Raw genomic sequence first — 23247 nt, 5'->3', positions numbered from 1 at the left:
GATGTGGCTGATTATAAATAAGAATTTATCGCATTTGCAATAACTATGGTGTTACCGATTCCTGCAACACCCGCTTTCAGGCGTCAGATGTCCGACCAGAGCCGCAGAAGGTTGTGATAATGGCCGGTGAGCGCCACGGTTTCCTCGCACTCGCCAAGCCGCGCCCGCAGCTTCTGGATGCTCTGATCCAGTTCGAAAAGCATGCCGCGCTGCTGGTCGCTGCGCACCATGCTCTGCAGCCAGAAGAACGAACAAACCCGCGCGCCCCGGGTAACGGGATGCACCCGGTGCAGGCTGCTGGCCGGATAAAGAATGAGATCGCCGGCAGGCAGCTTCACTTCGTGCGAGCCGTAGGTGTCGATCACCTCCAGTTCGCCGCCGTCGTAGTCCTCCGGCTCGCAAAGAAAGAGGGTGCAGGACAAATCGGTCCGCAGTTGCTCACCACTGCCGGGCACGGCTCTTACCGCACCGTCGACATGCACTCCGTAGTTCTCGCCGCCTTCGTAGCGGTTGAACAGCGGCGGCACGAAGCGCAACGGCAGCGCGGCCGAGAAGAAGAGGGCATTCCGGGCCAGCGCCGCCAACACCGTCTTGCCGAGCTCGCGGCCGACCGGCGATTGTTCCGGCAATTGCCGGTTGCGCTTGACCTGGGCACCCTGGTCGCCGACGGTCTCGCGGCCATCGGTCCATGGGGCGGCGTCGAGCGCGACGCGCATCTGGCGAACCTGGTCGGGGCTCAGTACCCCTGGCACATGCAGCATCATTTGTAGGGAATCCCGCAGTCAAAAAAGCTCCGGCATGGGCCGGGGTTCCAGTGTCGCACCGCCTCGGACGAGCCCGGCTGCGGCGGCCGATCGTTCAATAGACGTCGCGACGGTAGCGCCCGCTCGCCGATAGTTCACTGACCAGGTCCTCGCCGGCGATCTGTCGCAAAGCGGCGTCCACGCCCGAGGCCATACCCCGCAGGCTCCCGCAGACGTAGATTGCCGCGCCGTCCTTCAGCCACTGCAGCAAGGTGTCGGCCGATTGCAGCAGCCGGTGCTGTACGTAGAAGCGCTCCGGCTGGTCGCGCGAGAACACCATGTCGAGGCGTCGAAGCACGCCTTGCGCCTGCCAGGCGTCGATTTCGTCGCGGTAGAGAAAGTCGTGGGCTTGCTGGCGCTCGCCGAATACCAGCCAGTTTTCGTGCTGGCCCGTGGCGGCCCGTGCGCGCAGGTGGGCGCGCAGCCCCGCGAGGCCCGTGCCGTTTCCTATGAGGATCAGCGGCCGGGCTTCGTTGCCATCGAGGCGAAAGCCGCGATGTGGCCGCAGGCGCACGGCCACGCTGTCACCGACCACGAGGGTGGACGTGAGCCGGCCCGACGCGGCGCCCAGCGTGCCGTCGGGATGCTGTTCCTGCCGCACGAGGAGTTGCAGTTCGCCGTCGGAATGCAGGGATGAGATCGAATAGTCGCGAGGATGCGAGGGATCGCTCGCGACCGCCACTTGCGCCAGGTCGCCGGAGGCCCATTGCGGCATCGGACCGGCCTGAGGCACCAACCCCAGATGAAAGACCGGGGCGCCGGCGCTGCCGGGGTTGAGCAGTTCCCGGCTGGTCAGCCGCCATTGCGCGAAGGCGCTGCCTGGCTCTTCGGCGGAGGGCGCGGCATCCGCCGAAGAACCCCACCGGGCTTGCCATACGGCCAGTGCGGCCGGATCGCTGTTGTCGACCTCGACACGCTCGAACTCGCGCTCGGCGCCCGCAGCTTGCAGCCATTCGTCGAGCGCACGCCCGAAGCCGCAGAAGTTGGCATATTGCCGGTCACCCAGCGCCAGCAAAGCGTAACGGAGCGACCCCAATGGCTGCGGCGAACCCATCACTTGCTCGCAGAAGACGCTGGCGCCGTCGGGCGCATCGCCTTCGCCGTAGGTGCTTGCGATGAAGACGGCTTTGCGGGCGGCGACGAGGGTCGCGGCATCGAGCGTGTTCATCTCCATCACCCGCACAGCAGTGCCGGCCGCTCGCAACTGCCTGGCCGTCTGCCAGGCGATGGTTTCCGCCTGGCCTGTCTGGCTCGCGAAACCCACGAGCGTGGGCAGCTCGTCGCGGCTGCCGGCCGACAGCGCGGCGGCGGCACGCAAGGCAGCCGCTTTTCTGCGGCGCTCGCGCATATAGATGGCGGTGCACAGCGCGCCATAGGCGATCACGGAAGAGCTCGCGCCGAGCGCGCGCCAGGCGGCCTCGTTCATGACCGGGCTTGTGCGGGCCAGTCGCTCGTGGCTCGCATAGTGGGCGACGGATTGCCATGACTCACGAACAACGCGGCAACACCGTGCTGTTCCGCGAAGTCCCACCCCTCGTCGGGCCCCAGCACGGTCAGCACGGTGGCCAGTGCGTCGGCTTCCATGCACTGCGCATGCAGCACGGTGACGCTGGCCAGCGCATGGGCGACCGGCTCCCCGGTGCGCGGGTCGATGGTGTGCGACCAGCGCTTGCCTTCGTGCGCCCGCTGGTGCCACCGGTCGCCGGAGGTCGCGACAGCCATGTCGGCCAACGCGATGCGCTGCGCGGCTGCAAGGCCGGTGTCGACCTGCACCTGCCACGGCTGCCCGCCGGGACGCCGCCCGACGCCCCGCAGCTCGCCGCCTATTTCAAACAGGAAATCGGCGAGGCCCAAAGCCCGGAGCGCCTGCGTACCGTGATCGACCGCGAAGCCCTTGGCGATGCCGGAAAGGTCGAGCGCCACGCCACCCGGCTGCGTCAGCGAGCCTTCGGCTGCATCGAAGGCCAACCGCTGCCAGCCGACCTGCGAGCGTGCCGCGGCAAGAGCCTGCGCGGAAGGCAAGCCGGATTCATCCGCCGAGGGCCCGAAGCCCCAGCAGGCGACAAGAGGTCCCACCGTCGGATCGATTGCCCCGCCGCTGGCAGCTGCCCAGCTTGCCGCGCAGCGCATCACCTCGGCGAACTCCTTCGGAAGCACATGACGTGACCGGGCGGGCGCACGGTTGATCCGGCTGATGTCCGAATCCTGTTCCCAGTGGCTCATCTGCGCGACCACGACGCCCAGCGCGCCCTCGACAGCTGCGCGTACCGCCGCCAGCGGCAGCATCCGCGGGTTGTCGAACCGCAGCGACCAGGTGGTGCCCATCGTCTGGCCTGCCAACTGCTGGAGACTGGCAGGGTCGGCGGGGCGAGGGACGGCGGCGTTGGCGTAGCCGCCGGCGCGCCAGGTGCTGAACGAAAGTCCCAAGGGCGCTTGCCGCGTCAGGGCATCACTTCGAGGGTGGCGGCGTAGCTCAGGCGGCGTTCCCTGGCTTGCGGCACGGTGGTCTTGTTGTCCTTGGTGCTGGCGTCGAGCCAGTACATGCCGGCGGCCGGCCAGGTCACGCTGAACTGGCCCTTGTCGTCGGTCTTGAGCTTGATTTCCTCGAGCTTGTCGCGGTACTGCGTGTTGCCTGCCGTCACGGTCACTTCGAGGTCTTTCGCGGGCTGGCCGTCGAGGTTGAGCGTGAAGGTGGCTTTCTCGCCCTTGGCCAGGTCGGTCGGGCTGCCGGCGGAGACCAGTTCCAGGCCCTGGCCGACCGGCTTGAGCGCCGAAGGCTTGCCGACGGTCACGAAGGTCTCGATGCGGCCGGACGACTGCGTGATCGTCACGTCCGTTGCATCGGCCGGTACTTCCTTGGCAATGCTCTCGGCCGTGCCGCGTGCGCGCCTGGTCTGGCCGGTGGCCTTGTCCTTCCAGCTCGCGAACGCGCCGGCGTTGACCACTGCGATGCGGTAGGTGCCGGTCTGTGCCACGTTCACGTCGAAAACGTTGCGCAGCTTGAGCTTGGCTTCGGCCTCGGGCTTGACGGTGCTTCCGTCGGGCGCGGTGATCTGCAGGCCGTCCAGGCGCAGCGGCGCGTGGTTGGCGACGAACAGGTCGTTCGACACCGCGGCGTCGACCGAAACGGTGTCGGCCTTGGAAAACACGGTGGACGAGGGCAGCAGCCAGGCGTTGTGCGCTTGGGCCAGCGAGGCGATGGCGCTGAGGGCGATGGCGCTGAGGGCGATGGCGAGGCTGGCGGCGCGCAGTTTGAGATGGGTCATGCTGTTGGATCCTGGAAGTGACGGGCTGGCGGTGAGGGGCGGTCGGGCGGCTCGGTCAGGGCTTGAGTTCGAGCTTGATCTCGCCCAGCTCTTCCTTGCCGGAAGCGGTCGGCTGCGCGGCGGCGGTCGGCGGCCACTGGAAGGGAATGCTCACGACTTCGCGGCCGCCCACTTCGCGCGCGGCCTCCACCACCAGCTTGTAGGCGCCCGGCGCGAGCTTGGGCATCTGGGCCGAGCCTTCGGTGAAGCTCAGCTGATGCTTGCCGGCTGGCTTGGTGGCGCCCGTCACGCCGTCGACCGGCACCGCGAGTTCACGGCCGCCGCGGCGCCACCATTGGCGCAGGTCCTTCAGCCACTTCGTGCCTTCGCCCTCGGGGTTGTTGGTCTTGGTGCGCACGTCGTACCAGACGGCCAGCGTGCCGGCGACAGTGTTGTCGGCACGCTCGATCCAGGTCGCCACGTAGGGGCGGTGGTACTCGGAGACATTCAGCCGCGGAATCTCGATATTGACCGCCAGCCCGGCTGCGAAGGCCGGAGCCGCGAACAGTGCCGACATGGCAAGCGGCGCGAGTGAGTAGCGAACGTGCACGGGAACCTCTTTTTTTGTGAAAACGACGGATGGATCAGTGAATGAACAGCAGCGCGAGCAGCACCGGCACCACCAGTCCCATGCCCACCATGGGCCAGGTGAACGGACGGTTGCCGGCGTGCATCTTGAGAATGAACAGGCCGGTGATCGAGAAGACCAGCGCGGCGCCCGCGAAGATGTCGATGAACCAGCTCCAAGCAGCGCCGGTGTTGCGGCCCTTGTGGAGGTCGTTGAAGTAGGAGAGCCAGCCGCGGTCGGTGCGCTCGTATTCGATCTCGCCGTCGGCCAGGTTCAGGCGCAGCCAGGCGTCGCCGCCTGGGCGCGGGAGCGAAAGATAGATTTCCTCGTCGGACCACTCGGCGTCGCGGCCGGCGGTGGCGATGTCCCAGTGCTGTTGGACCCAGGCCTGGAGTTCCAAGGGCAGGGGGGCCTTGCCCTTCTCGGCCTTGGCGGCTGGCAACTGCTTTTCAAGCTGCGCGCGCAAGGCTTCGTCGACCGTGCCACTGAGCCTGGTGACGGCCGGCTTGGCCTCGATCTGGCCGGCGTGATTCAGCGTGAAACCCGTGACGCTGAACAGGATCATGCCGATCAGGCAGATCGCGGAGCTGACCCAGTGCCATTCATGCAGGGTCTTGAGCCAGTAAGCGCGGCGTCGGTTGTCAGGGCGGGCGGCAATCATTGAAGGCGCGGATTCTATCTGCGCAAATGAGAATGACTGCTAATTGAGGTCGGTTAAGTTACGTAAAGCAATAAAAAACGGGACCGAAGTCCCGTTGGCTGGCAAGCGCGGAAGCCTTGCTTATTCGAGTTCGCCCATCTGCGACTGCAGGTAGTTCTGCAGGCCGACCTTGTCGATCAGGTCGATCTGGGTTTCGAGGAAGTCGATGTGCTCCTCGGTGTCGTCCAGGATCTCCTGCAGCAGATCGCGCGACACATAGTCGCGCACCGATTCGCAATGCGCGATGCCGTCCTTGATGGTGGCTTGCGCGCCGGTTTCGGCGCCTAGGTCGCAACGCAGCAGCTCCGGCACGTCTTCACCGATGTTCAGCTTGCCCAGGTCCTGCAGGTTGGGCAGGCCGTCGAGCATGAAGATGCGGTCCATCAGCTTGTCGGCGTGCTTCATTTCGCCGATCGATTCCTCGTATTCCTTCTTCGCCAGCTTGTCCAGACCCCAATGCTTGAGCATGCGGTAGTGGAGGAAGTACTGGTTGATTGCGGTCAGCTCGTTCTTGAGCTGCGCCTGCAGATGTTCGATGACCTTGGGGTCGCCCTTCATGACTTTTTCCTTGTTCTGAAAGAGGGGATTGTCAGAGGAGCGTACACGCGCTTGCAAGCAATCCCATGCTGCGCCGGTCTGCATGCGTGTGATGCTGATACACGTTCGTATTGGTTCACATCCGACGGCGTTTCGCAGCCATCGTGAACATAGCAAGCTCCAATACTTTTAATAGTTACCAGCTATTGATTGTGTGCGATTGGTAGTTATACTAATGGCTCGCACTTATCTTTGTCCAACCGCAGCATCTAAGGAATTTCAATGTCCCTGATCAACACCCAAGTCCAGCCCTTCAAGACCCAGGCCTACCTCAACGGCAAGTTCATCGACGTGTCCGACGAGACGCTCAAGGGCAAGTGGTCTGTGCTGATCTTCATGCCGGCGGCGTTCACCTTCAACTGCCCGACCGAAGTCGAAGACGCGGCCGACAACTACCCCGAGTTCCAGAAGCTGGGTGCCGAGGTCTACATCGTGACCACCGACACGCACTTCTCGCACAAGGTCTGGCACGACACCTCGCCGGCCGTCGGCAAGGCCAAGTTCCCGCTGGTGGGCGACCCGACCCACACGCTGACCAACGCTTTCGGCGTGCACATCCCCGAAGAAGGCCTGGCGCTGCGCGGCACCTTCGTGATCAATCCTGAAGGCATCATCAAGACGGCCGAAGTGCACTCCAACGAAATCGCCCGCGACGTCAAGGAAACCCTGCGCAAGCTCAAGGCAGCCGTCTACACCGCCGCTCACCCGAACGAAGTGTGCCCGGCCAAGTGGAACGAAGGCGACAAGACGATCGCTCCGTCGTTCGACCTCGTCGGCAAGATCTAAGCATCCCGGTGCGAAAGCCCGGGCGCTCACGAGGCCCCGGGCTTTTTTGTCCCCCAGTTGATAGTTTCCAGTTATCGAAAGAGAGTTCCTCATGCTCGACGCAAACACCAAAGCCCAATTGAAGAGTTACCTCGAACGCGCCACGCAGCCGATCGAGATCGTCGCCTCGCTCGACGACAGCAAGGCCTCGGGCGAAGTGTTGTCGCTGCTGAAGGACGTGGCTGATGTGTCCCCGCTGGTCAAGCTGACCGAAAGCCGCGACGACAACCACCGCAAGCCCTCGTTCTCCATCAACCGCCCGAGCGAAAACCACGGCCCGCGCTTTGCCGGCCTGCCCATGGGCCATGAATTCACGTCGCTGATCCTCGCGCTGCTGCAGATCGGCGGCTATCCCCCGAAGGTCGAGCAGGCCGTGCTCGACCAGATCAAGGCGCTCGACGGCGACTTCGAGTTCGAAATCTACGTCTCGCTCACCTGCCATAACTGCCCCGACGTGGTCCAGGCGCTGAACCTGATGGCGGTGCAGAACCCGCGCATCCGCGCCACCATGATCGAAGGCGGCACCTTCCAGGAAGAGGTCAAGGAACGCCAGATCATGGCCGTGCCGACCGTGTTCCTGAACGGCACCGAATTTGGCCAGGGCCGCATGAGCCTGGAAGAAATCCTCGCCAAGATCGACAACAGCGGCGTCGAGCGCGAAGCGAAGAAGATTGCCGGCAAAGATGCATTCGACGTGCTGATCGTCGGTGGCGGCCCGGCCGGCGCCGCGGCAGCCGTGTACGCCGCGCGCAAGGGCATCCGCACCGGCGTGGCCTCGGAGCGCTTCGGCGGCCAGGTGCTCGACACCATGGGCATCGAGAACTTCATCTCGATCAAGGAAACCGAAGGGCCCAAGTTCGCCCACGCCCTCGAGGAGCATGTGCGCGACTACGAGGTCGACATCATGAACCTGCAGCGTGCCAAGGCACTGGTGCCGGGCAACGACCTCATCGAGGTGCAGCTCGAAAGCGGCGCCTCGCTCAAGAGCAAGACCGTGATCATTTCGACCGGCGCGCGCTGGCGCAACATCAACGTGCCCGGTGAGCACGAGTTCAAGAACAAGGGCGTGGCCTACTGCCCGCACTGCGACGGCCCGCTGTTCAAGGGCAAGCGCGTCGCGGTCATCGGTGGCGGCAACTCGGGCGTCGAAGCGGCGATCGACCTGGCCGGCATCGTGGGCCACGTCACGCTGATCGAGTTCGACACGCAACTGCGCGCCGACGCCGTTCTGCAGCGGAAGCTAAAGAGCCTGAACAACGTCGACATCTTCACCAATGCGCAGACCACCGAGATCACCGGCGACCAGAAGGTCAACGGCCTGGTCTTCAAGGACCGTGCGACGGGCGAACTGAAGACGGTTGAGCTCGAAGGCGTGTTCATCCAGATCGGCCTGGTGCCCAACACCGACTGGCTCAAGGGCACGGTCGAGCTGTCGAAGCACGGCGAAATCATCGTCGACGCACGCGGCCAGACCTCGGTGCCGGGCGTGTTCGCGGCGGGCGACGCCACCACCGTGCCGTTCAAGCAGATCATCATCGCGGCGGGCGACGGCGCGAAGGCGGCGCTGGGCGCGTTCGATCACCTGATTCGCACATCGGCTCCTGCCTGAGGGCGCGTCGGTCGAGCCATCCATGAAAAAGCGCCCGCCAGCCGGGCGCTTTTTGCTATCCAGAAGATAGCGGAATCAGTACGTCAGCCGCTCGGGCCGCAGTTCCTGCAGGATCGTCGTCGCGATTTCCTCGATCGACTTGGTGGTGGTCGACAGCCATCGGATGCCGGCGCGCCGCATCATCGCCTCGGCCTCGCTCACCTCGTGGCGGCAGTTCTCGAGGCTGGCGTAGCGGGAGTTCGGCCTGCGCTCGTTGCGGATCTCGCTGAGCCGGTCGGGCTGGATGGTCAGTCCGAAAATCTTCTTGCGGTGTGGCGTCAGGGCCGGCGGCAGCTGGCGGCGGTCGAAGTCTTCCGGTATCAGCGGATAGTTGGCCGCCTTCAGGCCGTGCTGCATTGCCAGGTAGAGGGAGGTAGGCGTCTTGCCGCTGCGGCTCACGCCCACCAGGATCACGTCGGCGCCCTCGAGGTCGCGGTTGCTCTGGCCGTCGTCGTGCTGCAGGCTGAAATCGATCGCGGCGATGCGGTCGTTGTATTCCTTGCTCTTGCTGACGTCGCTGAAGCGGCCGATGCGGTGGTTGGATTTCACGCCCAGCTCTATTTCCAGCGGCCGCACGAAGGTGCCGAACATGTCCAGCAGCATGCCCTTGCAGCCGGTTTCGATCACTTCCAGCACGTCCATGTTGGCCAGCGTGGTGAAGACGATGGGGCGCACGCCCTCGAGTTCGGCGGTGTGGTTGATCTGCCGCACTGCCTGGTGGGCCTTGTCGACCGTGTCGGTGAAAGGCAGCCGGACGTGGCGCGGTTTCATCTCGAACTGGGCCAGAACGGCGTTGCCGAAGGTCTCCGCGGTAATACCGGTGCCGTCGGAAATGAAGAAAACTGTGCGTGAATGCGTGGTCATGCGGCCTTGTCCTGCGGCGCGGACAACCTCGCCACGCCTACAATCCGGGCCATTATCGGGAATCCGCTTCCCGGCCCCAATTCTTTCCATGCACACCGCGCTCGCACCCAAAGCAACGACAACGATCGTGCCGCGCCGTCTGCATGCGGCACCGGTTTCAACTTCTGGAGCTTCCCCATGTCTGCACTTTTCGACGCGACCGCCCTGGTCGTACCGTTTGAAAACCTGAGAATGACCGACGTCGAGGCGGTTGGCGGCAAGAACGCCAGCCTCGGCGAAATGATCTCGCAGCTGCCGCAGGGCGTGCGGGTGCCGACCGGTTTCGCGACCACGGCGCACGCATTCCGCCAGTTCCTGGCCCACGACGGCCTGGCCGACAAGATCAGCAAGCGCCTGGCCGCCCTGGACACCGAAGACGTGCGCGCGCTGGCCGCCGCCGGCGCCGAGATCCGCGCCATGGTCGAGGCCCAGCCTTTCCCGGCCGACCTGCAGAAAGCCATCGGCGAGGCCTTTGCCACGCTGAGCGCCGGCAACCCGGCCGCGTCGTTCGCCGTGCGTTCCTCCGCCACCGCGGAAGACCTGCCCGACGCCTCGTTCGCCGGCCAGCAAGAGACTTTCCTGAACGTGGTCGGCATCGACGACGTGCTGCACAAGATGAAGGAGGTCTTCGCCTCCCTCTACAACGATCGCGCCATCAGCTACCGCGTGCACAAGGGCTTCGAGCACGACGTGGTCGCGCTGTCGGCCGGCGTGCAGCGCATGGTGCGCTCCGACCTCGGCGCCGCCGGCGTCATGTTCACCATCGACACCGAATCGGGCTTCGAAGACGTGGTGTTCATCACCTCCAGCTACGGCCTGGGCGAAACGGTGGTGCAGGGCGCCGTGAACCCCGACGAGTTCTACGTGCACAAGCCGACGCTCAAGGCCGGCAAGAAGGCCGTGATCCGCCGCAACCTCGGCTCCAAGCTGATCCAGATGGAGTTCGCGACGCCCGAAGAGAAAAAGGCGAGCGGCAAGCTGGTGAAGACCACCGACGTCAAGGCCGAGCAGCGCAACCGCTACTCGCTGAGCGACGCCGACGTCGAGCAACTGGCCAGGTATGCGCTGGTCATCGAAGAGCACTACGGCCGCCCGATGGACATCGAGTGGGGCAAGGACGGCACCGACGGCCACCTCTACATCCTGCAGGCACGCCCCGAGACGGTGAAGAGCCAGCAGCAGGGCAAGGCCGAGCAGCGCTACAAGCTGCTGGGCAAGGGCGCAGTGCTGGCCGAGGGCCGCGCCATCGGCCAGAAGATCGGCACCGGCCCCGTGCGGCTGGTGCACAACATCAGCGAAATGGACAAGGTGCAGGCCGGCGACGTGCTCGTCACCGACATGACCGATCCCAACTGGGAGCCGGTGATGAAGCGCGCCGCCGCCATCGTCACCAACCGTGGCGGGCGTACCTGCCACGCGGCCATCATCGCGCGTGAACTCGGCATTCCGGCCGTGGTCGGCTGTGGCGACGCCACCGACCTGCTGAAAGACGGCACCCTGGTGACCGTGAGCTGCGCCGAGGGCGACACCGGCTTCATCTACGACGGCCTGCTCGAGACCGAAGTGACAGAAGTGCAGCGCGGCGTGATGCCCGAGATCGATCTCAAGATCATGATGAACGTGGGCAACCCGCAGCTCGCCTTCGACTTCGCGCAGTTGCCGAACCACGGCGTGGGCCTCGCCCGCCTGGAGTTCATCATCAACAACAACATCGGCGTGCACCCGAAGGCGATCCTCGACTATCCGAACGTCGACAACGACCTGAAGAAGGCCGTCGAGTCGGTGGCCCGCGGCCACGCCTCGCCGCGCGCGTTCTACGTCGACAAGGTGGCCGAAGGCATCGCGACCATCGCGGCGGCGTTCTGGCCCAAGCCCGTCATCGTGCGCCTGTCCGACTTCAAGTCGAACGAGTACCGCAAGCTGATCGGCGGCAGCCGCTACGAGCCGGAAGAAGAAAACCCGATGCTGGGTTTCCGCGGCGCAGCGCGCTACCTGAGCGCCGATTTCGGCGAAGCCTTTGCCATGGAATGCGAGGCGCTGAAGCGTGTGCGCAACGACATGGGCCTGACCAACGTGCAGATCATGGTGCCCTTCGTGCGCACGCTGGGCCAGGCAGAGCGCGTGACCGGCCTGCTCGGCGAGCACGGCCTGAAGCGCGGCGAGAACGAGCTCAAGCTGATCATGATGTGCGAGGTGCCCAGCAACGCCATCCTGGCGGACGAGTTCCTGCAGTTCTTCGACGGCTTCTCGATCGGCTCGAACGACCTGACCCAGCTCACCCTGGGCCTGGACCGCGACTCGGGCCTCGAACTGCTGGCCGCCGACTTCGACGAGCGCGACCCTGCCGTGAAGGCCATGCTGAGCCGCGCCATCAAGGCCTGCAAGGCGCAGGGCAAGTACGTCGGCATCTGCGGTCAGGGCCCCAGCGACCACCCCGACTTCGCGCTGTGGCTGGCGGAGCAGGGCATCGAGTCGATCTCGCTGAACCCCGACAGCGTGATCGACACCTGGCAACAACTCGCCAAGCGCTGAAGCCCGTGGATTGCGGAAATCCCCCATGGGGGATTCCCGCGTCATCGGCCTGTTTTTGAAACAAATTGCGTATTTGCTGCCAGACTTGAGGGAACTCACGGGCGCATCCCGGAACGGGGACCACCATGATTCTTCTCAAGACCGAAGCGGGCCACCAGGCCCTCAAAGACCGGTCGGTCCCGCTGTCGCCGCGCCAGCGCTCGGCGTTCATCCTGTTCGACGGCAAGCGGTCGGTCGATGACGTGCTCGCCGCGGGCATGGGCATTTCGCGGGAGGACATCGATCAGATGATCTCGCTCGGCGTGCTGGAGCCTGTGGGCGGCAAGGCCGCGCAGCCTGTTGCCGCGGGCCCGGCCCCTGCCGAGGAGCCGAAGCCGGCCGCCAGCGGCTCCGGCCGCAGCAAGCAGCAGCGCTACAAGGACGCCTATCCCATCGCCACCCAGCTCACCGGCAGCCTGGGCCTGATGGGCTTCCGGCTCAACCTCCAGGTCGAGGGCACGACCAGCTACGACGACCTGATGGCGCTGGCGCCCAAGATCCGTGCCGCGGTCGGCCCGGAGAAGGCTGCCGCCCTGGACAAGGCGCTGGGCGACTGAGCCGCCTTGCCGGAGTGCCGATTACAGGGCTATAATCGCCGGCTTTGCCTTGCCACACTGCGCCCGACGCTGCAGGTGGCTTTTCCTCTTCTTCGGAAGAATCCACAAGGAGTGCCATGCGTCACTACGAAATCATTTTGCTGATCCACCCGGATCAGAGCGAACAAGTTCCGGCCATGCTGGAGCGCTACAAGGGCCTGATCACGGCCGGCGGCGGCAATGTCCACCGCGTTGAAGACTGGGGCCGCCGTCAGCTGGCTTACCAGATCAACAAGCTCAACAAGGCGCACTACCTGTGCGTCAACATCGAAGCCGAACAAGCCGTGATGGCCGAACTGGAACACGCGTTCAAGTTCAACGACGCCGTGCTGCGCCACCTGACCGTCCAGAAGAAGAAGGCCGAAACCGGTCCTTCGTCGATGATGAAGACGGTCGAGCGCGAAGAGGCCCGCAAGGCCCAGCAGGCCGAGTACGCCGCCAACAACAACTGATGGTGTGACTGCTGCCGCTGCGGCAACCGGGGTCAACCAGCTTCTGCTGTCCGCCTCCGTTGCCGAACTCGGAGCCTTGCGATTCACGCCGGCCGGCTTGCCCGCCATCGACCTGAAGCTCGAACACGAGTCGACGCTCCAGGAAGAGGGCAAGCCCCGGCAGGTCAAGACGGCCCTCAAGGCCGTGGCCTTCGGCGCAATCGCCGAACGGCTCGCAAAGCAGTCGATGGGGAGCCTCTGGCGTTTTCAGGGCTTTCTCGCGACACCGGGCAACGGCAAGCATCCGGTCCTGCATATCCAGGATTTTCAGCAAGATTAATTTTCGAAAAGAGGTCCTCAAATGGCCACGTTCAAGAAATTCAACAAAGACAAGCGCCCGAAGCGCAACACCCAGTCGCTGCTGTTCAAGCGCAAGCGCTTCTGCCGCTTCACCGTCGCTGGCGTCGAAGAAATCGACTACAAGGACATCGACACGCTGCGTGACTTCATCAGCGAAAACGGCAAGATCATTCCCGCCCGCCTGACCGGCACGCGCGCGATCTACCAACGCCAGCTGAACACCGCCATCAAGCGCGCGCGCTTCCTGGCCATGGTGCCGTACAGCGACCAGCACCGCGTCTAAGGAGTCGAGAACATGCAAATCATTCTTCTGGACAAGGTTGTCAACGTCGGTGCCCTGGGCGATATCGTCAAGGTCAAGGACGGCTACGCTCGCAACTTCCTGATCCCGACGGGCCTGGCCCGCCGTGCCACCGCTGCCAACAAGGCCGAATTCGAAGCCAAGCGCGCCGAACTCGAAAAGGCTGCGGCCGCCAAGCTGGCCGAATCGCAAGCTCAAGGCGAAAAGCTCGGTGGCACGACCATCAAGCTGACGCAAAAGGCTGGCGTCGACGGCCGTCTGTTCGGCTCGGTCACCAACGGCGACATCGCCGAAGAGCTGGGCAAGCAAGGCTACAAGGTTGTCAAGTCGCAGGTTCGCCTGCCCAACGGCCCGATCAAGGTCGTCGGCGACAGCACCGTGAGCGTTGCCCTGCACACCGACGTGGTGGTCGACATCACCGTGACGGTCTACGGCGAAACCGCCTGATCGCTCACAGCGCCTTGTGCGCTGCAGCAGAAGCCGCCTTCGGGCGGCTTTTCTTTTTTCGCGCACGTGTTTTCCAGCGCATTGCACTGGAAGATCACCGTTTATTCACAACCTTGTCCACACACGCATCGGCGTGCGCGGCTTAGCATGCAGGGTTGCAAGGGAAGTCCATGTCCGCCGTTTTCTCCTATGCCGACAATGACCCGTCGGCCGACCGCCAGATCGCCCAACTGCGCATTCCGCCTCATTCCATCGAGGCCGAATCGAGCGTGCTCGGCGGGCTGCTGCTCGACAACGGGGCTTGGGACCGCATGGGCGACCTGCTGGTTGACGGCGACTTCTACCGGCACGAACACAAGCTGATCTATGCCGCCATCGGCGGGCTGATCAACGCCAGCAAGCCGGCCGACGTGATCACGGTCTACGAGCAGCTGCAGAACCTCGGCAAGGCCGACGAGATCGGCGGGCTGGTCTACCTGAACTCTCTCGCGCAGTACGTGCCAAGCGCGAGCAACATCCGGCGCTATGCGGAGATCGTGCGCGAGCGCTCGATCCTGCGAAAACTGGTGTCCGCCAGCGACGAGATCGCGACGCAGGCCTTCAACCCGCAGGGCAAGCCGGTCGACAAGATCCTGGACGAGGCAGAGCAGAAGATCTTCAACATCGGCGAAGAAGGCACGCGGATGAAGCAGGGCTTCCAGAGCATGGATGCCCTGGTTGTCGAACTGCTCGACCGCGTCACCGAGATGGCCGAGAACCCGAACGACATCACGGGCATCCGCACCGGCTTCCACGACTTCGACAAGATGACCTCGGGCCTGCAGCCCGGCGACATGATCGTGCTGGCCGCGCGTCCATCGATGGGCAAGACCTCGCTCGCCATCAACATCGCCGAGCACGTGGCGCTCGACGAAGGCCTGCCGGTGGCCGTGTTCTCGATGGAAATGGGCGCCTCCCAGCTTGCGGTGCGTATCGTCGGCTCCATCGGCCGCATCGACCAGGGCCATCTGCGCACCGGCAAGCTCAGCGACGAGGAGTGGCCGCGCCTGACCGAGGCCATCGAGAAGCTGCGCACGGTGTCGCTGCACATCGACGAGACGCCGGGCCTCTCGACCAGCGAACTGCGCGCCAATGCGCGGCGGCTGGCGCGCCAGTACGGACGGCTCGGCCTGATCGTGGTCGACTACCTGCAGCTGATGTCGACCAGCAGCTCCGACGAGAACCGGGCCACTGCCGTGGGCGAAATCTCGCGCGGCCTGAAGATGCTGGCCAAGGAACTGAAGTGCCCGGTGATCGCGCTGTCGCAGCTCAGCCGCGGCGTCGAGAGCCGCACCGACAAGCGCCCCATGATGAGCGACTTGCGCGAATCCGGCGCCATCGAGCAGGACGCGGACATCATCATGTTCATCTACCGCGACGACTACTACGACAAGAACAGCAAGGAGCCGGGCGTGGCCGAGGTGATCATCAGCAAGCACCGCAACGGCCCCACGGGCACCGTCAAGCTGGCCTTCCTGAAGCCGCTCACCAAGTTCGAGAACCTGGCCGGCTACAGCAACAACGAGCAGTACTGAGCGGGCCTACTTGATCGGCACGATCTGCCCCTGCACCTTCTCGACCTTGAAGGTGCGAAGCAGGTCGGCCAGCGTCTTGCCGGGCTCGTCGCGAAAACGATCGGGCAGCATGTCGATCGCGTCCATGCGGTCCAGCCGGAAGCCGCGGAAGTCGTCGCGCAGCTCGCACCACGCCGACAGCGTCCACACCTTGCCCCAGTAGAAGCAGCCCAGCGGCCGCACCGTGCGTTCGCTGGCGTCGCCCGACACGTCGCGGTAGGCCAGCCGCAGCTTGTTGCGCGACTGCACGGCCTCGCGCAGCGTCTGCAGCCGCGCACGCAAGGCGGGGTCCAGGCCCATCGCGGGAGCGTAGAGCGCCAGCGCCTCGGCCGACACCCGCGCCGCCGCCGGCAGCACCGACAGGATCTTGCCGAGGCCGGTCTCGATGTCGCGTGCGAGTGCCGGATCGACCCAGCTCTGCGCCATCCGCGCGGCAGCCACCAGGGCCGACGCCTCGTCCTGCGTGAACATCAGCGGCGGCAGCTCGAAGCCCATGCCCAGCCGGTAGCCCATGCCGGCCTCGCCTTCGATGGGCACGCCCTGGTGCTGCAGGTCGGCCACGTCGCGGTACACCGTTCGCTCCGACACCTCGAGCCGCTGCGCCAGGAAGGCGGCCGTGGTGAGGCGCCGCCCGCGAATGAGCTGCACGATCTGGAAGAGGCGGTCGGCGCGGCGCATCGGCTTGTTCCGTTCAGTTCTTTCCGGGGCTCATGCAACGCCGATGTGGATCGCCACCTTGTCCGGTCCTTCATAGGCCTCGAAATCGCTGCGGTAGCTGCGTGTGACCTCCGGGTGCGTCTCGAAGTATTGCCATATGCGTTGCCAGGCGGCGATCACCATGTGCGGCATCTCGCCCTGTCCGGTGAAGACGAGGTAGTCGCCGGCTTCGACGGAAATGCTGCCTTGCCCGTTCGAGACGGCGACACCGGCGGTCACGTCGAACGCGCCATCGGCGTCCGACTCGTAGCCCGAGTAGACGCCGAAGATGCGGGTGTCCGCCGTCCGGTTCGGTGTCGACGCGTAAGTCTCTTCGCCGAAGAAGCGTCCCCACAGCGCGCCGAGGCGCGCAGTGGCCGGCGTGCTCTCTTCGCGGTTGGTGGTGCGCACGGTGATGCCCGAAACGCGAAAGGCGTCGACGTGCTGGCGGATGGGTTCCATGTTTCTTCTTCTCCTCAAAACGATAGTGTCTTCGCTTCCGCCTTCATGGCCTGGGCGATCAGCCGCATGTCGCCATCGTTGACCTCGAACATGCCGAAGCGGAATTTGTAGCCCCACTGCCTGGGGTTCTCGATGAAGGCGAGCCGTTCGATCAACGGCGCGATGGGCGCTTCATGCGACGTGGCATATGCCACGTCGCGGCGCCACGGCACGAAACCGTTGCCCATGTCGAACTCGTACGGCCCGCCCGACTGCACGATGCCGATCGCGACGAAGCTCTGCAGCCTGTCGGTGCCGCCGAACACTGTGGCCGGCGAATAGTAGGCCACGCGGTCTCCGGGCGACAGCCGCTTGAGCGGCGCGTGCTTGCCGTGGCCCACCTGCATGAAGCCGGTGGGCCGGTGGTCGCGGCCACGCCGGGCATGCTCGGCGCTGGCCACGGCGATCCAGTTTCGCTGCGTCATGGTGGTTCAGTCCGGTGCGTGCAGGCCGACTTCGTTGCCTTCGGTGTCGCGCATATAGGCGATGAAACCCATGCCCGGAGGCAGCGCGGACTTGGCCCCCACGATCTGTCCGCCAGCCGCCTCGACGCGTGCCAGCACGGCGTCGATGCCGGGCGTGCAGTCGAGGTAGATGCGGATTCCGGTGCCTGCACGTGCGCTGCCGCTCGCGCCGGCTTGCAGGGCGCCGCCCGTGGCGGGCTTGTCGTGGGGGAACACGGCCAGCGTGTCGGCGCCGAAGGTCTCGCGACGCAGCTTGCGGCCCAGTACGGTCTCGTAGAAGGCCTGGGCGCGGTCCATGTCGGCGACCGGGATCTCGAACCAGCTGATGGCGTTTTGCATTTGGAGGGCTCTCTTTCGTGTGTTGTTGAGGAGCCCCGATGGTGCTGGCGGGCTACTGACAGCGTCTTGTCAGTAGCCTGTCGGCAGGTCGAAAAAAAGCCCGCGCACGCTCCGGGGAGCATGCGCGGGCCCTGTGCGGGACGAAGCGAAGGCTAGAGCACGTCGCTCGCGAAATCGGCCAGCCGCGAGCGTTCGCCGCGCGCCAGCGTGATGTGCCCGCCGTGCGGCCAGCCCTTGAACTTGTCGACCGCGAAGGTCAGGCCGGAGGAGCCTTCCGTGAGGTACGGCGTGTCGATCTGCGCGAGGTTGCCCATGCAGATGATCTTGGTGCCGGGGCCTGCGCGCGTGATCAGCGTCTTCATCTGCTTGGGCGTCAGGTTCTGCGCCTCGTCGATGATCACGTACTTGTTCAGGAAGGTGCGCCCGCGCATGAAGTTCATGCTCTTGACCTTGATGCGGCTGCGGATCAGCTCGTTGGTGGCCGCGCGGCCCCACTCGCCGGCACCGCCGCCGTCACCCTTGGCCAGGAACTCGAGGTTGTCGTCGAGCGCGCCCATCCAGGGGCCCATCTTTTCTTCCTCGGTGCCGGGCAGGAAGCCGATGTCTTCGCCCACGCTCACGGTGGCGCGGGTCATGATGATCTCGGTGTAGCGGCGGTCGTCCAGCACCTGCGTGAGACCGGAGGCCAGCGCCATCAGGGTCTTGCCGGTGCCGGCGGTGCCGGTCAGCGTGACGAAGTCGATTTCCGGGTCCATCAGCAGGTTCATCGCGAAGTTCTGCTCGCGGTTGCGGGTGTTCACGCCCCACACGGCGTTCTTGCCCGAGCTGTAGTCCTTGAGCGTCTTCAGCACCGCGGTCTTGTCGCGGATTTCGGTGACGCGCGCGTACATGCTCGGCTCGCCCGGCGCTTCGAAGAAGACGAACTGGTTGATGTACAGGTTGGGCACCAGCGGACCGCTGATCCGGTAGAAGGTGTTGCTGCCGCTCTGCCAGCTTTCGACCGTCTTGCTCTGGCGGGTCCAGAAGTCGGGCGGCAGGGCCAGCGAGCCGGCGTAGAGCAGGTCGCCATCTTCCAGCGTCTTGTCGTTCTGGTAGTCGTCGGCGGCCAGGCCGAGCGCGCGCGCCTTGACGCGCATGTTGATGTCCTTCGACACCAGCACGACCTCTTGCTTCGGCTTGCCTGGCTTGTCGGTGGCGTACTCGTCGCGCAGCGCCTGCACCACGCCGAGGATCTGGTTGTCCGCCTTGCCCTGGGGCAGGCTGACCGGCAGCGAGTAGTCCAGCGGTGCGGTCTGGAAGAACAGCCGGCCGCCGGCTTCGCGGTGGCCGGTGGTGTCGAGCTTCAGGCCCTTGTCGATGTCGGCATCCTGCGCGGCGGCCAGCGCGTCAAGCGTGCGGCTGGTCTGGCGGCCGTTGCGTGCGACTTCGGTCGTGCCTTTCTTGTGGCCGTCGAGCTCTTCCAGCACGATCATCGGCAGGAAGATGTCGTGCTCCTCGAAGCGGAACAGGCACATCGGGTCGTGCAGCAGCACGTTGGTGTCGAGCACGAAGAGCTTGGCGGGACCGGCGGACTTGCTGCGCTTGGGGCGGGCGGGAGTCTGCGGCGCCGACGAGACAGGTGCGGGAGCAGCGACCGGTGCGGTCGGCTGTACCTTCGTCTCGACCTGTATGAGGGCTTGCGGCTGGGGCGCGCTCACGGGCGCCGGTGCGGTCGCGGGAGTGGCAGCGGGCGCGGCTTTCGCCTTGGTCCGGCGCGCCGGGCGCGTGGCCGCGGATGCGCCGCCGGCACCGTCGGTGCCGATGCTGTCGAACAGTTCCAGCGGTTGCGGCGTGCGCGCGGGCGCCTCATCGGCGCGCTGGTCGGTAGCGCGGCGCGAGCCCCGGTGCGAGGAACGGGCGGGCGCGTCGATTGCGTCCGGCGAGAGCAATGCGGCGCGTTTCGTGGGGGCGGGGGGCAATGGCATGTGTCAGGTCGCTCGCAGGAAGTGGGAACCAGAAAACGAAAAAGCCGCCTGAAGACCAAGGCGGCTTTGTTCGGAGGATGCGGTCGTGGAGCTCAACGGCATGAGGCCATTATGCACACCGCAAATGAAGCACCGGGGGCTCTTTTGCGCGTGGCGTTGGGCATTTCCCACGCCGCGCCGCCAGAGCGCCCCTGCGGTGATCAGGCCGCCTTCTTGAGCGCCTTGACCGCCTTGAGCACGTCGTCGACGTGCCCCGGAACCTTGAGCCCGCGCCATTCGGCCTTCAGGATGCCGTCGGCGCCGATCAGGAAGGTGCTGCGCTCGATGCCCTTGACCTTCTTGCCGTACATGATCTTGTTCTTGACCACGCCGAACATGTGGCACATCTTTTCTTCGGTGTCGGCGATGAGTTCGAAGGGGAGTTCGAGCTTGGCCTTGAATTCGTCGTGCGACTTCATGTTGTCGCGGGACACGCCGAAGACGGTGGCACCGGCTTTTTCGAAGTCTTTGTAGCGGTCGCGAAACTGCATCGCTTCGGTAGTACAACCCGGAGTGTTATCTTTCGGGTAAAAATACATGACCAGCACGTGGCCGAGATGCGAGGTATTCGAGACCTTGAGGCCGCCCGTGGCGTTGGCGTCGAATTCAGGAATGGGTTTGTTGACAACGATCGCCATGAAACTTGTTTTCTCCGTTAGATTCCGTTCTTCGAGCCCTCTCAGCCTTTTTCGGGGCTCGCTCGATGAATGGAGGATTGGTCGTTGCTAACTTTGGGGTAGCTGGCCTGTTCGCAACCTAGTATTTTACCCCGAAAACGCCTCTATCAGCCACCCGCCGGGCTCTCGACCAGCAGCGCGGCGATTACGTGGCGGCCTTCCCCGGCCAGGATGTTGTAGGTCCGGCAGGCGGCGGCTGTGTCCATGGTCTCGACCCCGGTGCGCTGCGCCATGAGGGGCTTCAGCCACGCCGGCTGGGGAAAGCGGATGCGGTTTCCGCTGCCGAAGATGATCAATTCCGCGCCCAGCGCGGTCAGTTGCGCGAAATGCTCCGGCCCGAGCTGGTCGAAGCTGGCGCAGTTCCACTCGAAGCGCTCGCCGCGCGAGCCGACGACCACGCTGCCTTCGACTTTTTCGTTGTTGATTGCAACCCAGCCGGGGCCGTGCGCGGTGAGGGACTGGGCGTCTGATTTGTCGGGCTGGAGCTTCATCTGGGCACTGGGAACTGTGGTCAAATTATAGGTTTTCCCTGGTGCCAGAGGGCCTGCAAGGGCTTTCGCAAGCCAACCTCGCCGGCCTGTATCTCCGAGTAACAAACCCGTCTCAACCCGTTAATCCGCGCCCGGGAGGGCCCTTTGAAGCAGCTCAAGAAATCGGCCAAGCTGGCCAACGTCCTCTACGACATCCGCGGTCCCATCATGGATGCCGCCAAGCAGATGGAAGAGGACGGCCAGAAGATCATCAAGCTCAACATCGGCAACCTGGCCGTGTTCGGCTTCGACGCGCCCGAGGAAATCCAGCAGGACATGATCCGCAACCTGCCGACCTCGGCGGGCTATTCGGACAGCAAGGGTGTCTTCGCCGCGCGCAAGGCCGTGATGCACGAGACGCAGAAGCAGGGTGTCGTGGGCGTCACACTCGACGACATCTACCTCGGCAACGGCGCCAGCGAGCTGATCGCCATGTCCACCAACGCGCTGCTCAACGACGGCGACGAGCTGCTCCTGCCTGCCCCCGACTATCCGCTGTGGACCGCTTCCACGAGCCTGTCCGGCGGCACCCCGGTGCACTACCTGTGCGACGAGGCCAACGGCTGGATGCCCAACCTGGACGACATCCGCGCCAAGATCACGCCGCGCACCAAGGGCATCGTGGTCATCAATCCGAACAACCCGACCGGCGCGCTGTATTCCGACGACCTGCTCAAGAGCATCGTGGCCATCGCGCGCGAGCACGACCTCGTGATCTTCGCCGACGAGGTCTACGACAAGGTGCTCTACGACGGCGTCAAGCACACCGCCATCGCGAGCCTGTCGACCGACGTGCTCACGCTGACCTTCAATTCGCTCTCCAAGAGCTACCGCTCGTGCGGCTACCGTGCCGGCTGGCTCGCGGTGTCGGGCAACAAGCGCGCCGCGCAGGACTACATCGAGGGCCTGAACATGCTCTCGAACATGCGCCTGTGCGCCAACGTGCCGGGCCAATGGGCCATCCAGACGGCGCTGGGCGGCTACCAGAGCATCAACGACCTCGTGTGCGAAGGCGGGCGCCTGCGCCGCCAGCGCGACCTGGCCTACGAGCTGATCACCGCCATTCCCGGCGTGAGCTGCGTCAAGCCGAGCGCCGCGCTCTACATGTTTCCCAAGCTCGACCCCGAGGTCTACCCGATCGAGGACGACCGCCAGTTCTTCCTCGAGCTGCTGAAGGAAACCCGCGTGATGCTGGTGCAGGGCACCGGCTTCAACTGGGCCACGCCCGACCATTTCCGCATCGTGTTCCTGCCCCACGAGGACGACCTGCGCGAAGCTATCAACCGCATCGCCAAGTTCCTGGAGCAGTACCGCCTGCGCCGCAAGACGGGCTCATGAACCTCGCCCGTGTCGCCGTGGCGCTGTCCCTGGTCGCGCTGTCCGTTGGCGCCGCCGGCAAGGAACCGGTTGCGTTCTCGCACAACGACTGGGAGCTGGCCTGCGACAACACGCTGACCTGCCGGGCCGCCGGCTACCAGGCGGACAGCGGCGGCAGCGAGCCGGTGTCGATGCTCGTTACCCGCAAGGCCGGCCCCGGCACGCCGATCGACATCCAGCTCCAGATCGGCGACGCCGACGGCGTCAAGGGCACGCTGCGCTTCAAGGTCGGCAAGGCCACGGTCTCGGGCCTCGAGGCGGGAACCGCCAGCTTCGACGACAGCCAGGTCCGTTCCGTGCTGCCCGAACTCCTCAAGGGCGACGAAGCCCAGGTCACGGCGGGCGGCGGCAAGAAGTGGGTTCTTTCGCTGTCCGGCCTCAATGCCGTGCTGCTGAAGATGGACGAGGCGCAGGGCCGGGTCGGCACGCCGGGTGCGCTGGTGCGCAAGGGCAGCAGGCCCGAATCCTCGGCGCTGCAGCCTGTGCCCATGCCCGTCGTCAACGTGCCGAGGCCGCCGAAGGCGCGTCCCGGCGATGCCGCCCTGGCCGCGCGCATCTTCCCCTCGCTCGACCTGAAAGACGCGCTCGAGCAGTGCAACAACCAGGAACAGGTCAACGCCAAGTCGGTGGAAGTCCACCGCCTGAACGACCGCAAGGTGCTGCTGGCCCTGGGCTGCGGCGTGGGGGCGTACAACTACACCACGCTGCTCTGGATTGCCGGCGACAAGCCGCCTTATGCGCCCGTGTCCCTCGAGGCGAGCGGCGAGTTCGACGAAAAGGACGCCAGCGTCACCTCTTCCATGAAGGGGCGCGGCATCGGCGACTGCTGGTCGGCCGAGACCTGGAATTTCAACGGCAAGGACTTCGTGCGCACCGGCGCGACGGGCGACGGCATGTGCCGTGGCTTCGCCGGTGGTGCCTGGAGCTTGCCCCGCTACGTCAGCCGCGTCGTCGTGACCGAGCCGGCCGCCACCCCATCCAAACCATGAACG

At 65.1% G+C, this 23247-nt stretch carries 26 protein-coding genes; 11 read left to right on the top strand and 15 right to left on the bottom strand.

Going from position 1 to position 23247, the window contains the following annotated elements; all coding sequences use genetic code 11:
* Positions 1–83: 83 nt before the first annotated feature.
* The 7 genes from WIX39_RS22350 to bfr all read right to left on the bottom strand — a co-directional run bounded on the left by WIX39_RS22350 (position 84) and on the right by bfr (position 5934).
* A complete protein-coding gene (locus WIX39_RS22350) occupies positions 84–764 on the bottom strand; it encodes a Fe2+-dependent dioxygenase (RefSeq protein ID WP_106933879.1) in 681 nt (226 codons plus the stop codon).
* 94 nt (positions 765–858) lie between these two features.
* Positions 859–2229: a sulfite reductase subunit alpha gene (locus WIX39_RS22345; protein ID WP_106933880.1), complete on the bottom strand. Its 1371-nt coding sequence runs from the start codon at positions 2227–2229 to the stop codon at positions 859–861.
* A complete protein-coding gene (locus WIX39_RS22340) occupies positions 2226–3128 on the bottom strand; it encodes an FAD:protein FMN transferase (protein WP_409195854.1) in 903 nt (300 codons plus the stop codon). Before WIX39_RS22340 ends, WIX39_RS22345 begins: the two co-directional genes overlap by 4 nt.
* Before the next feature lie 116 nt (positions 3129–3244).
* Positions 3245–4069 (bottom strand): DUF4198 domain-containing protein, encoded by an 825-nt coding sequence (locus tag WIX39_RS22335; RefSeq protein ID WP_409195853.1) that lies wholly within the window; start codon positions 4067–4069, stop codon positions 3245–3247.
* Positions 4070–4124: 55 nt separating this feature from the next.
* On the bottom strand, positions 4125–4625 hold the full coding sequence (locus WIX39_RS22330; protein WP_409196358.1) for a DUF2271 domain-containing protein: 501 nt from the start codon (positions 4623–4625) through the stop codon (positions 4125–4127).
* 67 nt (positions 4626–4692) lie between these two features.
* Positions 4693–5337: a PepSY-associated TM helix domain-containing protein gene (locus tag WIX39_RS22325; RefSeq protein ID WP_409195852.1), complete on the bottom strand. Its 645-nt coding sequence runs from the start codon at positions 5335–5337 to the stop codon at positions 4693–4695.
* Between the two features lie 120 nt (positions 5338–5457).
* Complete coding sequence (bfr, locus tag WIX39_RS22320) at positions 5458–5934, bottom strand: bacterioferritin (protein WP_081270476.1); 477 nt, start codon at positions 5932–5934, stop codon at positions 5458–5460.
* Positions 5935–6195: 261 nt separating this feature from the next.
* On the opposite strand from bfr, the gene ahpC reads away from it, so the two are divergent.
* A complete protein-coding gene (ahpC, locus tag WIX39_RS22315) occupies positions 6196–6759 on the top strand; it encodes an alkyl hydroperoxide reductase subunit C (protein ID WP_007830764.1) in 564 nt (187 codons plus the stop codon).
* A 91-nt stretch (positions 6760–6850) separates the two neighbouring features.
* Positions 6851–8407: an alkyl hydroperoxide reductase subunit F gene (ahpF, locus tag WIX39_RS22310; RefSeq protein ID WP_081270475.1), complete on the top strand. Its 1557-nt coding sequence runs from the start codon at positions 6851–6853 to the stop codon at positions 8405–8407.
* A 75-nt stretch (positions 8408–8482) separates the two neighbouring features.
* Here the strand turns inward: ahpF and ppsR are convergent, their stop codons facing one another.
* Positions 8483–9310 carry a posphoenolpyruvate synthetase regulatory kinase/phosphorylase PpsR gene (ppsR, locus tag WIX39_RS22305; protein ID WP_081270474.1) on the bottom strand — a complete coding sequence of 276 codons (828 nt, stop codon included), beginning with the start codon at positions 9308–9310 and terminating at the stop codon, positions 8483–8485.
* Positions 9311–9487: 177 nt separating this feature from the next.
* Here ppsR and ppsA point away from each other — a divergent pair, with 177 nt between their 5' ends.
* The 7 genes from ppsA to dnaB all read left to right on the top strand — a co-directional run bounded on the left by ppsA (position 9488) and on the right by dnaB (position 15629).
* Positions 9488–11881: a phosphoenolpyruvate synthase gene (gene ppsA, locus WIX39_RS22300; RefSeq protein ID WP_285414506.1), complete on the top strand. Its 2394-nt coding sequence runs from the start codon at positions 9488–9490 to the stop codon at positions 11879–11881.
* Between the two features lie 125 nt (positions 11882–12006).
* Positions 12007–12477 (top strand): hypothetical protein, encoded by a 471-nt coding sequence (locus WIX39_RS22295; protein ID WP_106933886.1) that lies wholly within the window; start codon positions 12007–12009, stop codon positions 12475–12477.
* A gap of 116 nt (positions 12478–12593) precedes the next feature.
* Entirely contained in the window at positions 12594–12968 is a 375-nt protein-coding gene (gene rpsF / locus WIX39_RS22290) for a 30S ribosomal protein S6 (protein WP_081270471.1), read from the top strand.
* A gap of 4 nt (positions 12969–12972) precedes the next feature.
* On the top strand, positions 12973–13287 hold the full coding sequence (gene priB, locus WIX39_RS22285) for a primosomal replication protein N (RefSeq protein ID WP_081270470.1): 315 nt from the start codon (positions 12973–12975) through the stop codon (positions 13285–13287).
* Between the two features lie 21 nt (positions 13288–13308).
* Positions 13309–13590, top strand: coding sequence for a 30S ribosomal protein S18 (gene rpsR / locus WIX39_RS22280; protein WP_007830781.1), 282 nt, complete (start codon positions 13309–13311; stop codon positions 13588–13590).
* 12 nt (positions 13591–13602) lie between these two features.
* The gene (rplI, locus tag WIX39_RS22275) at positions 13603–14055 is read left to right on the top strand and encodes a 50S ribosomal protein L9 (protein WP_081270469.1); all 453 of its coding nucleotides are present in this window, start codon (positions 13603–13605) and stop codon (positions 14053–14055) included.
* 170 nt (positions 14056–14225) lie between these two features.
* Positions 14226–15629 (top strand): replicative DNA helicase, encoded by a 1404-nt coding sequence (gene dnaB, locus WIX39_RS22270; RefSeq protein WP_081270468.1) that lies wholly within the window; start codon positions 14226–14228, stop codon positions 15627–15629.
* A gap of 6 nt (positions 15630–15635) precedes the next feature.
* Here the strand turns inward: dnaB and WIX39_RS22265 are convergent, their stop codons facing one another.
* From WIX39_RS22265 to WIX39_RS22235, 7 genes are all read right to left on the bottom strand, one after another.
* Positions 15636–16346 carry a helix-turn-helix transcriptional regulator gene (locus tag WIX39_RS22265; protein WP_106933887.1) on the bottom strand — a complete coding sequence of 237 codons (711 nt, stop codon included), beginning with the start codon at positions 16344–16346 and terminating at the stop codon, positions 15636–15638.
* A gap of 30 nt (positions 16347–16376) precedes the next feature.
* Complete coding sequence (locus WIX39_RS22260; protein ID WP_081270466.1) at positions 16377–16826, bottom strand: GyrI-like domain-containing protein; 450 nt, start codon at positions 16824–16826, stop codon at positions 16377–16379.
* Positions 16827–16840: 14 nt separating this feature from the next.
* Positions 16841–17290 carry an EVE domain-containing protein gene (locus WIX39_RS22255; RefSeq protein WP_106933889.1) on the bottom strand — a complete coding sequence of 150 codons (450 nt, stop codon included), beginning with the start codon at positions 17288–17290 and terminating at the stop codon, positions 16841–16843.
* A gap of 6 nt (positions 17291–17296) precedes the next feature.
* A complete protein-coding gene (locus WIX39_RS22250; RefSeq protein WP_106933890.1) occupies positions 17297–17668 on the bottom strand; it encodes a VOC family protein in 372 nt (123 codons plus the stop codon).
* A gap of 152 nt (positions 17669–17820) precedes the next feature.
* Positions 17821–19632, bottom strand: coding sequence for a PhoH family protein (locus WIX39_RS22245; RefSeq protein ID WP_106933891.1), 1812 nt, complete (start codon positions 19630–19632; stop codon positions 17821–17823).
* A gap of 200 nt (positions 19633–19832) precedes the next feature.
* Positions 19833–20309, bottom strand: a complete 477-nt coding sequence (locus WIX39_RS22240; RefSeq protein ID WP_007830801.1) for a peroxiredoxin — start codon at positions 20307–20309, stop codon at positions 19833–19835.
* Positions 20310–20455: 146 nt separating this feature from the next.
* Positions 20456–20839, bottom strand: a complete 384-nt coding sequence (locus WIX39_RS22235) for an Mth938-like domain-containing protein (RefSeq protein ID WP_081270462.1) — start codon at positions 20837–20839, stop codon at positions 20456–20458.
* 144 nt (positions 20840–20983) lie between these two features.
* On the opposite strand from WIX39_RS22235, the gene WIX39_RS22230 reads away from it, so the two are divergent.
* Together WIX39_RS22230 and WIX39_RS22225 are read left to right on the top strand one after the other, a co-directional pair.
* Positions 20984–22216: a pyridoxal phosphate-dependent aminotransferase gene (locus WIX39_RS22230; protein WP_106933892.1), complete on the top strand. Its 1233-nt coding sequence runs from the start codon at positions 20984–20986 to the stop codon at positions 22214–22216.
* Entirely contained in the window at positions 22213–23244 is a 1032-nt protein-coding gene (locus tag WIX39_RS22225) for a DUF1176 domain-containing protein (protein ID WP_106933893.1), read from the top strand. Before WIX39_RS22230 ends, WIX39_RS22225 begins: the two co-directional genes overlap by 4 nt.
* Positions 23245–23247: the final 3 nt, after the last annotated feature.

It is taken from the genome of Variovorax sp. AB1(2024), assembly GCF_037482385.2.
Classification (GTDB): Bacteria; Pseudomonadota; Gammaproteobacteria; order Burkholderiales; family Burkholderiaceae_C; genus Variovorax.
This window is presented reverse-complemented; position numbering and strand designations above follow the sequence as displayed.

Bases quoted from the DNA above. Each gene is read 5' to 3' on its own strand.
- WIX39_RS22350 (WP_106933879.1), bottom strand. From the start codon at position 764: ATGATGCTGCATGTGCCAGGGGTACTGAGCCCCGACCAGGTTCGCCAG.
- WIX39_RS22345 (WP_106933880.1), bottom strand. From the start codon at position 2,229: ATGAACGAGGCCGCCTGGCGCGCGCTCGGCGCGAGCTCTTCCGTGATC.
- WIX39_RS22340 (WP_409195854.1), bottom strand. From the start codon at position 3,128: ATGGGCACCACCTGGTCGCTGCGGTTCGACAACCCGCGGATGCTGCCG.
- WIX39_RS22335 (WP_409195853.1), bottom strand. From the start codon at position 4,069: ATGACCCATCTCAAACTGCGCGCCGCCAGCCTCGCCATCGCCCTCAGC.
- WIX39_RS22330 (WP_409196358.1), bottom strand. From the start codon at position 4,625: ATGTCGGCACTGTTCGCGGCTCCGGCCTTCGCAGCCGGGCTGGCGGTC.
- WIX39_RS22325 (WP_409195852.1), bottom strand. From the start codon at position 5,337: ATGATTGCCGCCCGCCCTGACAACCGACGCCGCGCTTACTGGCTCAAG.
- bfr (WP_081270476.1), bottom strand. From the start codon at position 5,934: ATGAAGGGCGACCCCAAGGTCATCGAACATCTGCAGGCGCAGCTCAAG.
- ahpC (WP_007830764.1), top strand. From the start codon at position 6,196: ATGTCCCTGATCAACACCCAAGTCCAGCCCTTCAAGACCCAGGCCTAC.
- ahpF (WP_081270475.1), top strand. From the start codon at position 6,851: ATGCTCGACGCAAACACCAAAGCCCAATTGAAGAGTTACCTCGAACGC.
- ppsR (WP_081270474.1), bottom strand. From the start codon at position 9,310: ATGACCACGCATTCACGCACAGTTTTCTTCATTTCCGACGGCACCGGT.
- ppsA (WP_285414506.1), top strand. From the start codon at position 9,488: ATGTCTGCACTTTTCGACGCGACCGCCCTGGTCGTACCGTTTGAAAAC.
- WIX39_RS22295 (WP_106933886.1), top strand. From the start codon at position 12,007: ATGATTCTTCTCAAGACCGAAGCGGGCCACCAGGCCCTCAAAGACCGG.
- rpsF (WP_081270471.1), top strand. From the start codon at position 12,594: ATGCGTCACTACGAAATCATTTTGCTGATCCACCCGGATCAGAGCGAA.
- rpsR (WP_007830781.1), top strand. From the start codon at position 13,309: ATGGCCACGTTCAAGAAATTCAACAAAGACAAGCGCCCGAAGCGCAAC.
- rplI (WP_081270469.1), top strand. From the start codon at position 13,603: ATGCAAATCATTCTTCTGGACAAGGTTGTCAACGTCGGTGCCCTGGGC.
- dnaB (WP_081270468.1), top strand. From the start codon at position 14,226: ATGTCCGCCGTTTTCTCCTATGCCGACAATGACCCGTCGGCCGACCGC.
- WIX39_RS22265 (WP_106933887.1), bottom strand. From the start codon at position 16,346: ATGCGCCGCGCCGACCGCCTCTTCCAGATCGTGCAGCTCATTCGCGGG.
- WIX39_RS22260 (WP_081270466.1), bottom strand. From the start codon at position 16,826: ATGGAACCCATCCGCCAGCACGTCGACGCCTTTCGCGTTTCGGGCATC.
- WIX39_RS22255 (WP_106933889.1), bottom strand. From the start codon at position 17,290: ATGACGCAGCGAAACTGGATCGCCGTGGCCAGCGCCGAGCATGCCCGG.
- WIX39_RS22250 (WP_106933890.1), bottom strand. From the start codon at position 17,668: ATGCAAAACGCCATCAGCTGGTTCGAGATCCCGGTCGCCGACATGGAC.
- WIX39_RS22245 (WP_106933891.1), bottom strand. From the start codon at position 19,632: ATGCCATTGCCCCCCGCCCCCACGAAACGCGCCGCATTGCTCTCGCCG.
- WIX39_RS22240 (WP_007830801.1), bottom strand. From the start codon at position 20,309: ATGGCGATCGTTGTCAACAAACCCATTCCTGAATTCGACGCCAACGCC.
- WIX39_RS22235 (WP_081270462.1), bottom strand. From the start codon at position 20,839: ATGAAGCTCCAGCCCGACAAATCAGACGCCCAGTCCCTCACCGCGCAC.
- WIX39_RS22225 (WP_106933893.1), top strand. From the start codon at position 22,213: ATGAACCTCGCCCGTGTCGCCGTGGCGCTGTCCCTGGTCGCGCTGTCC.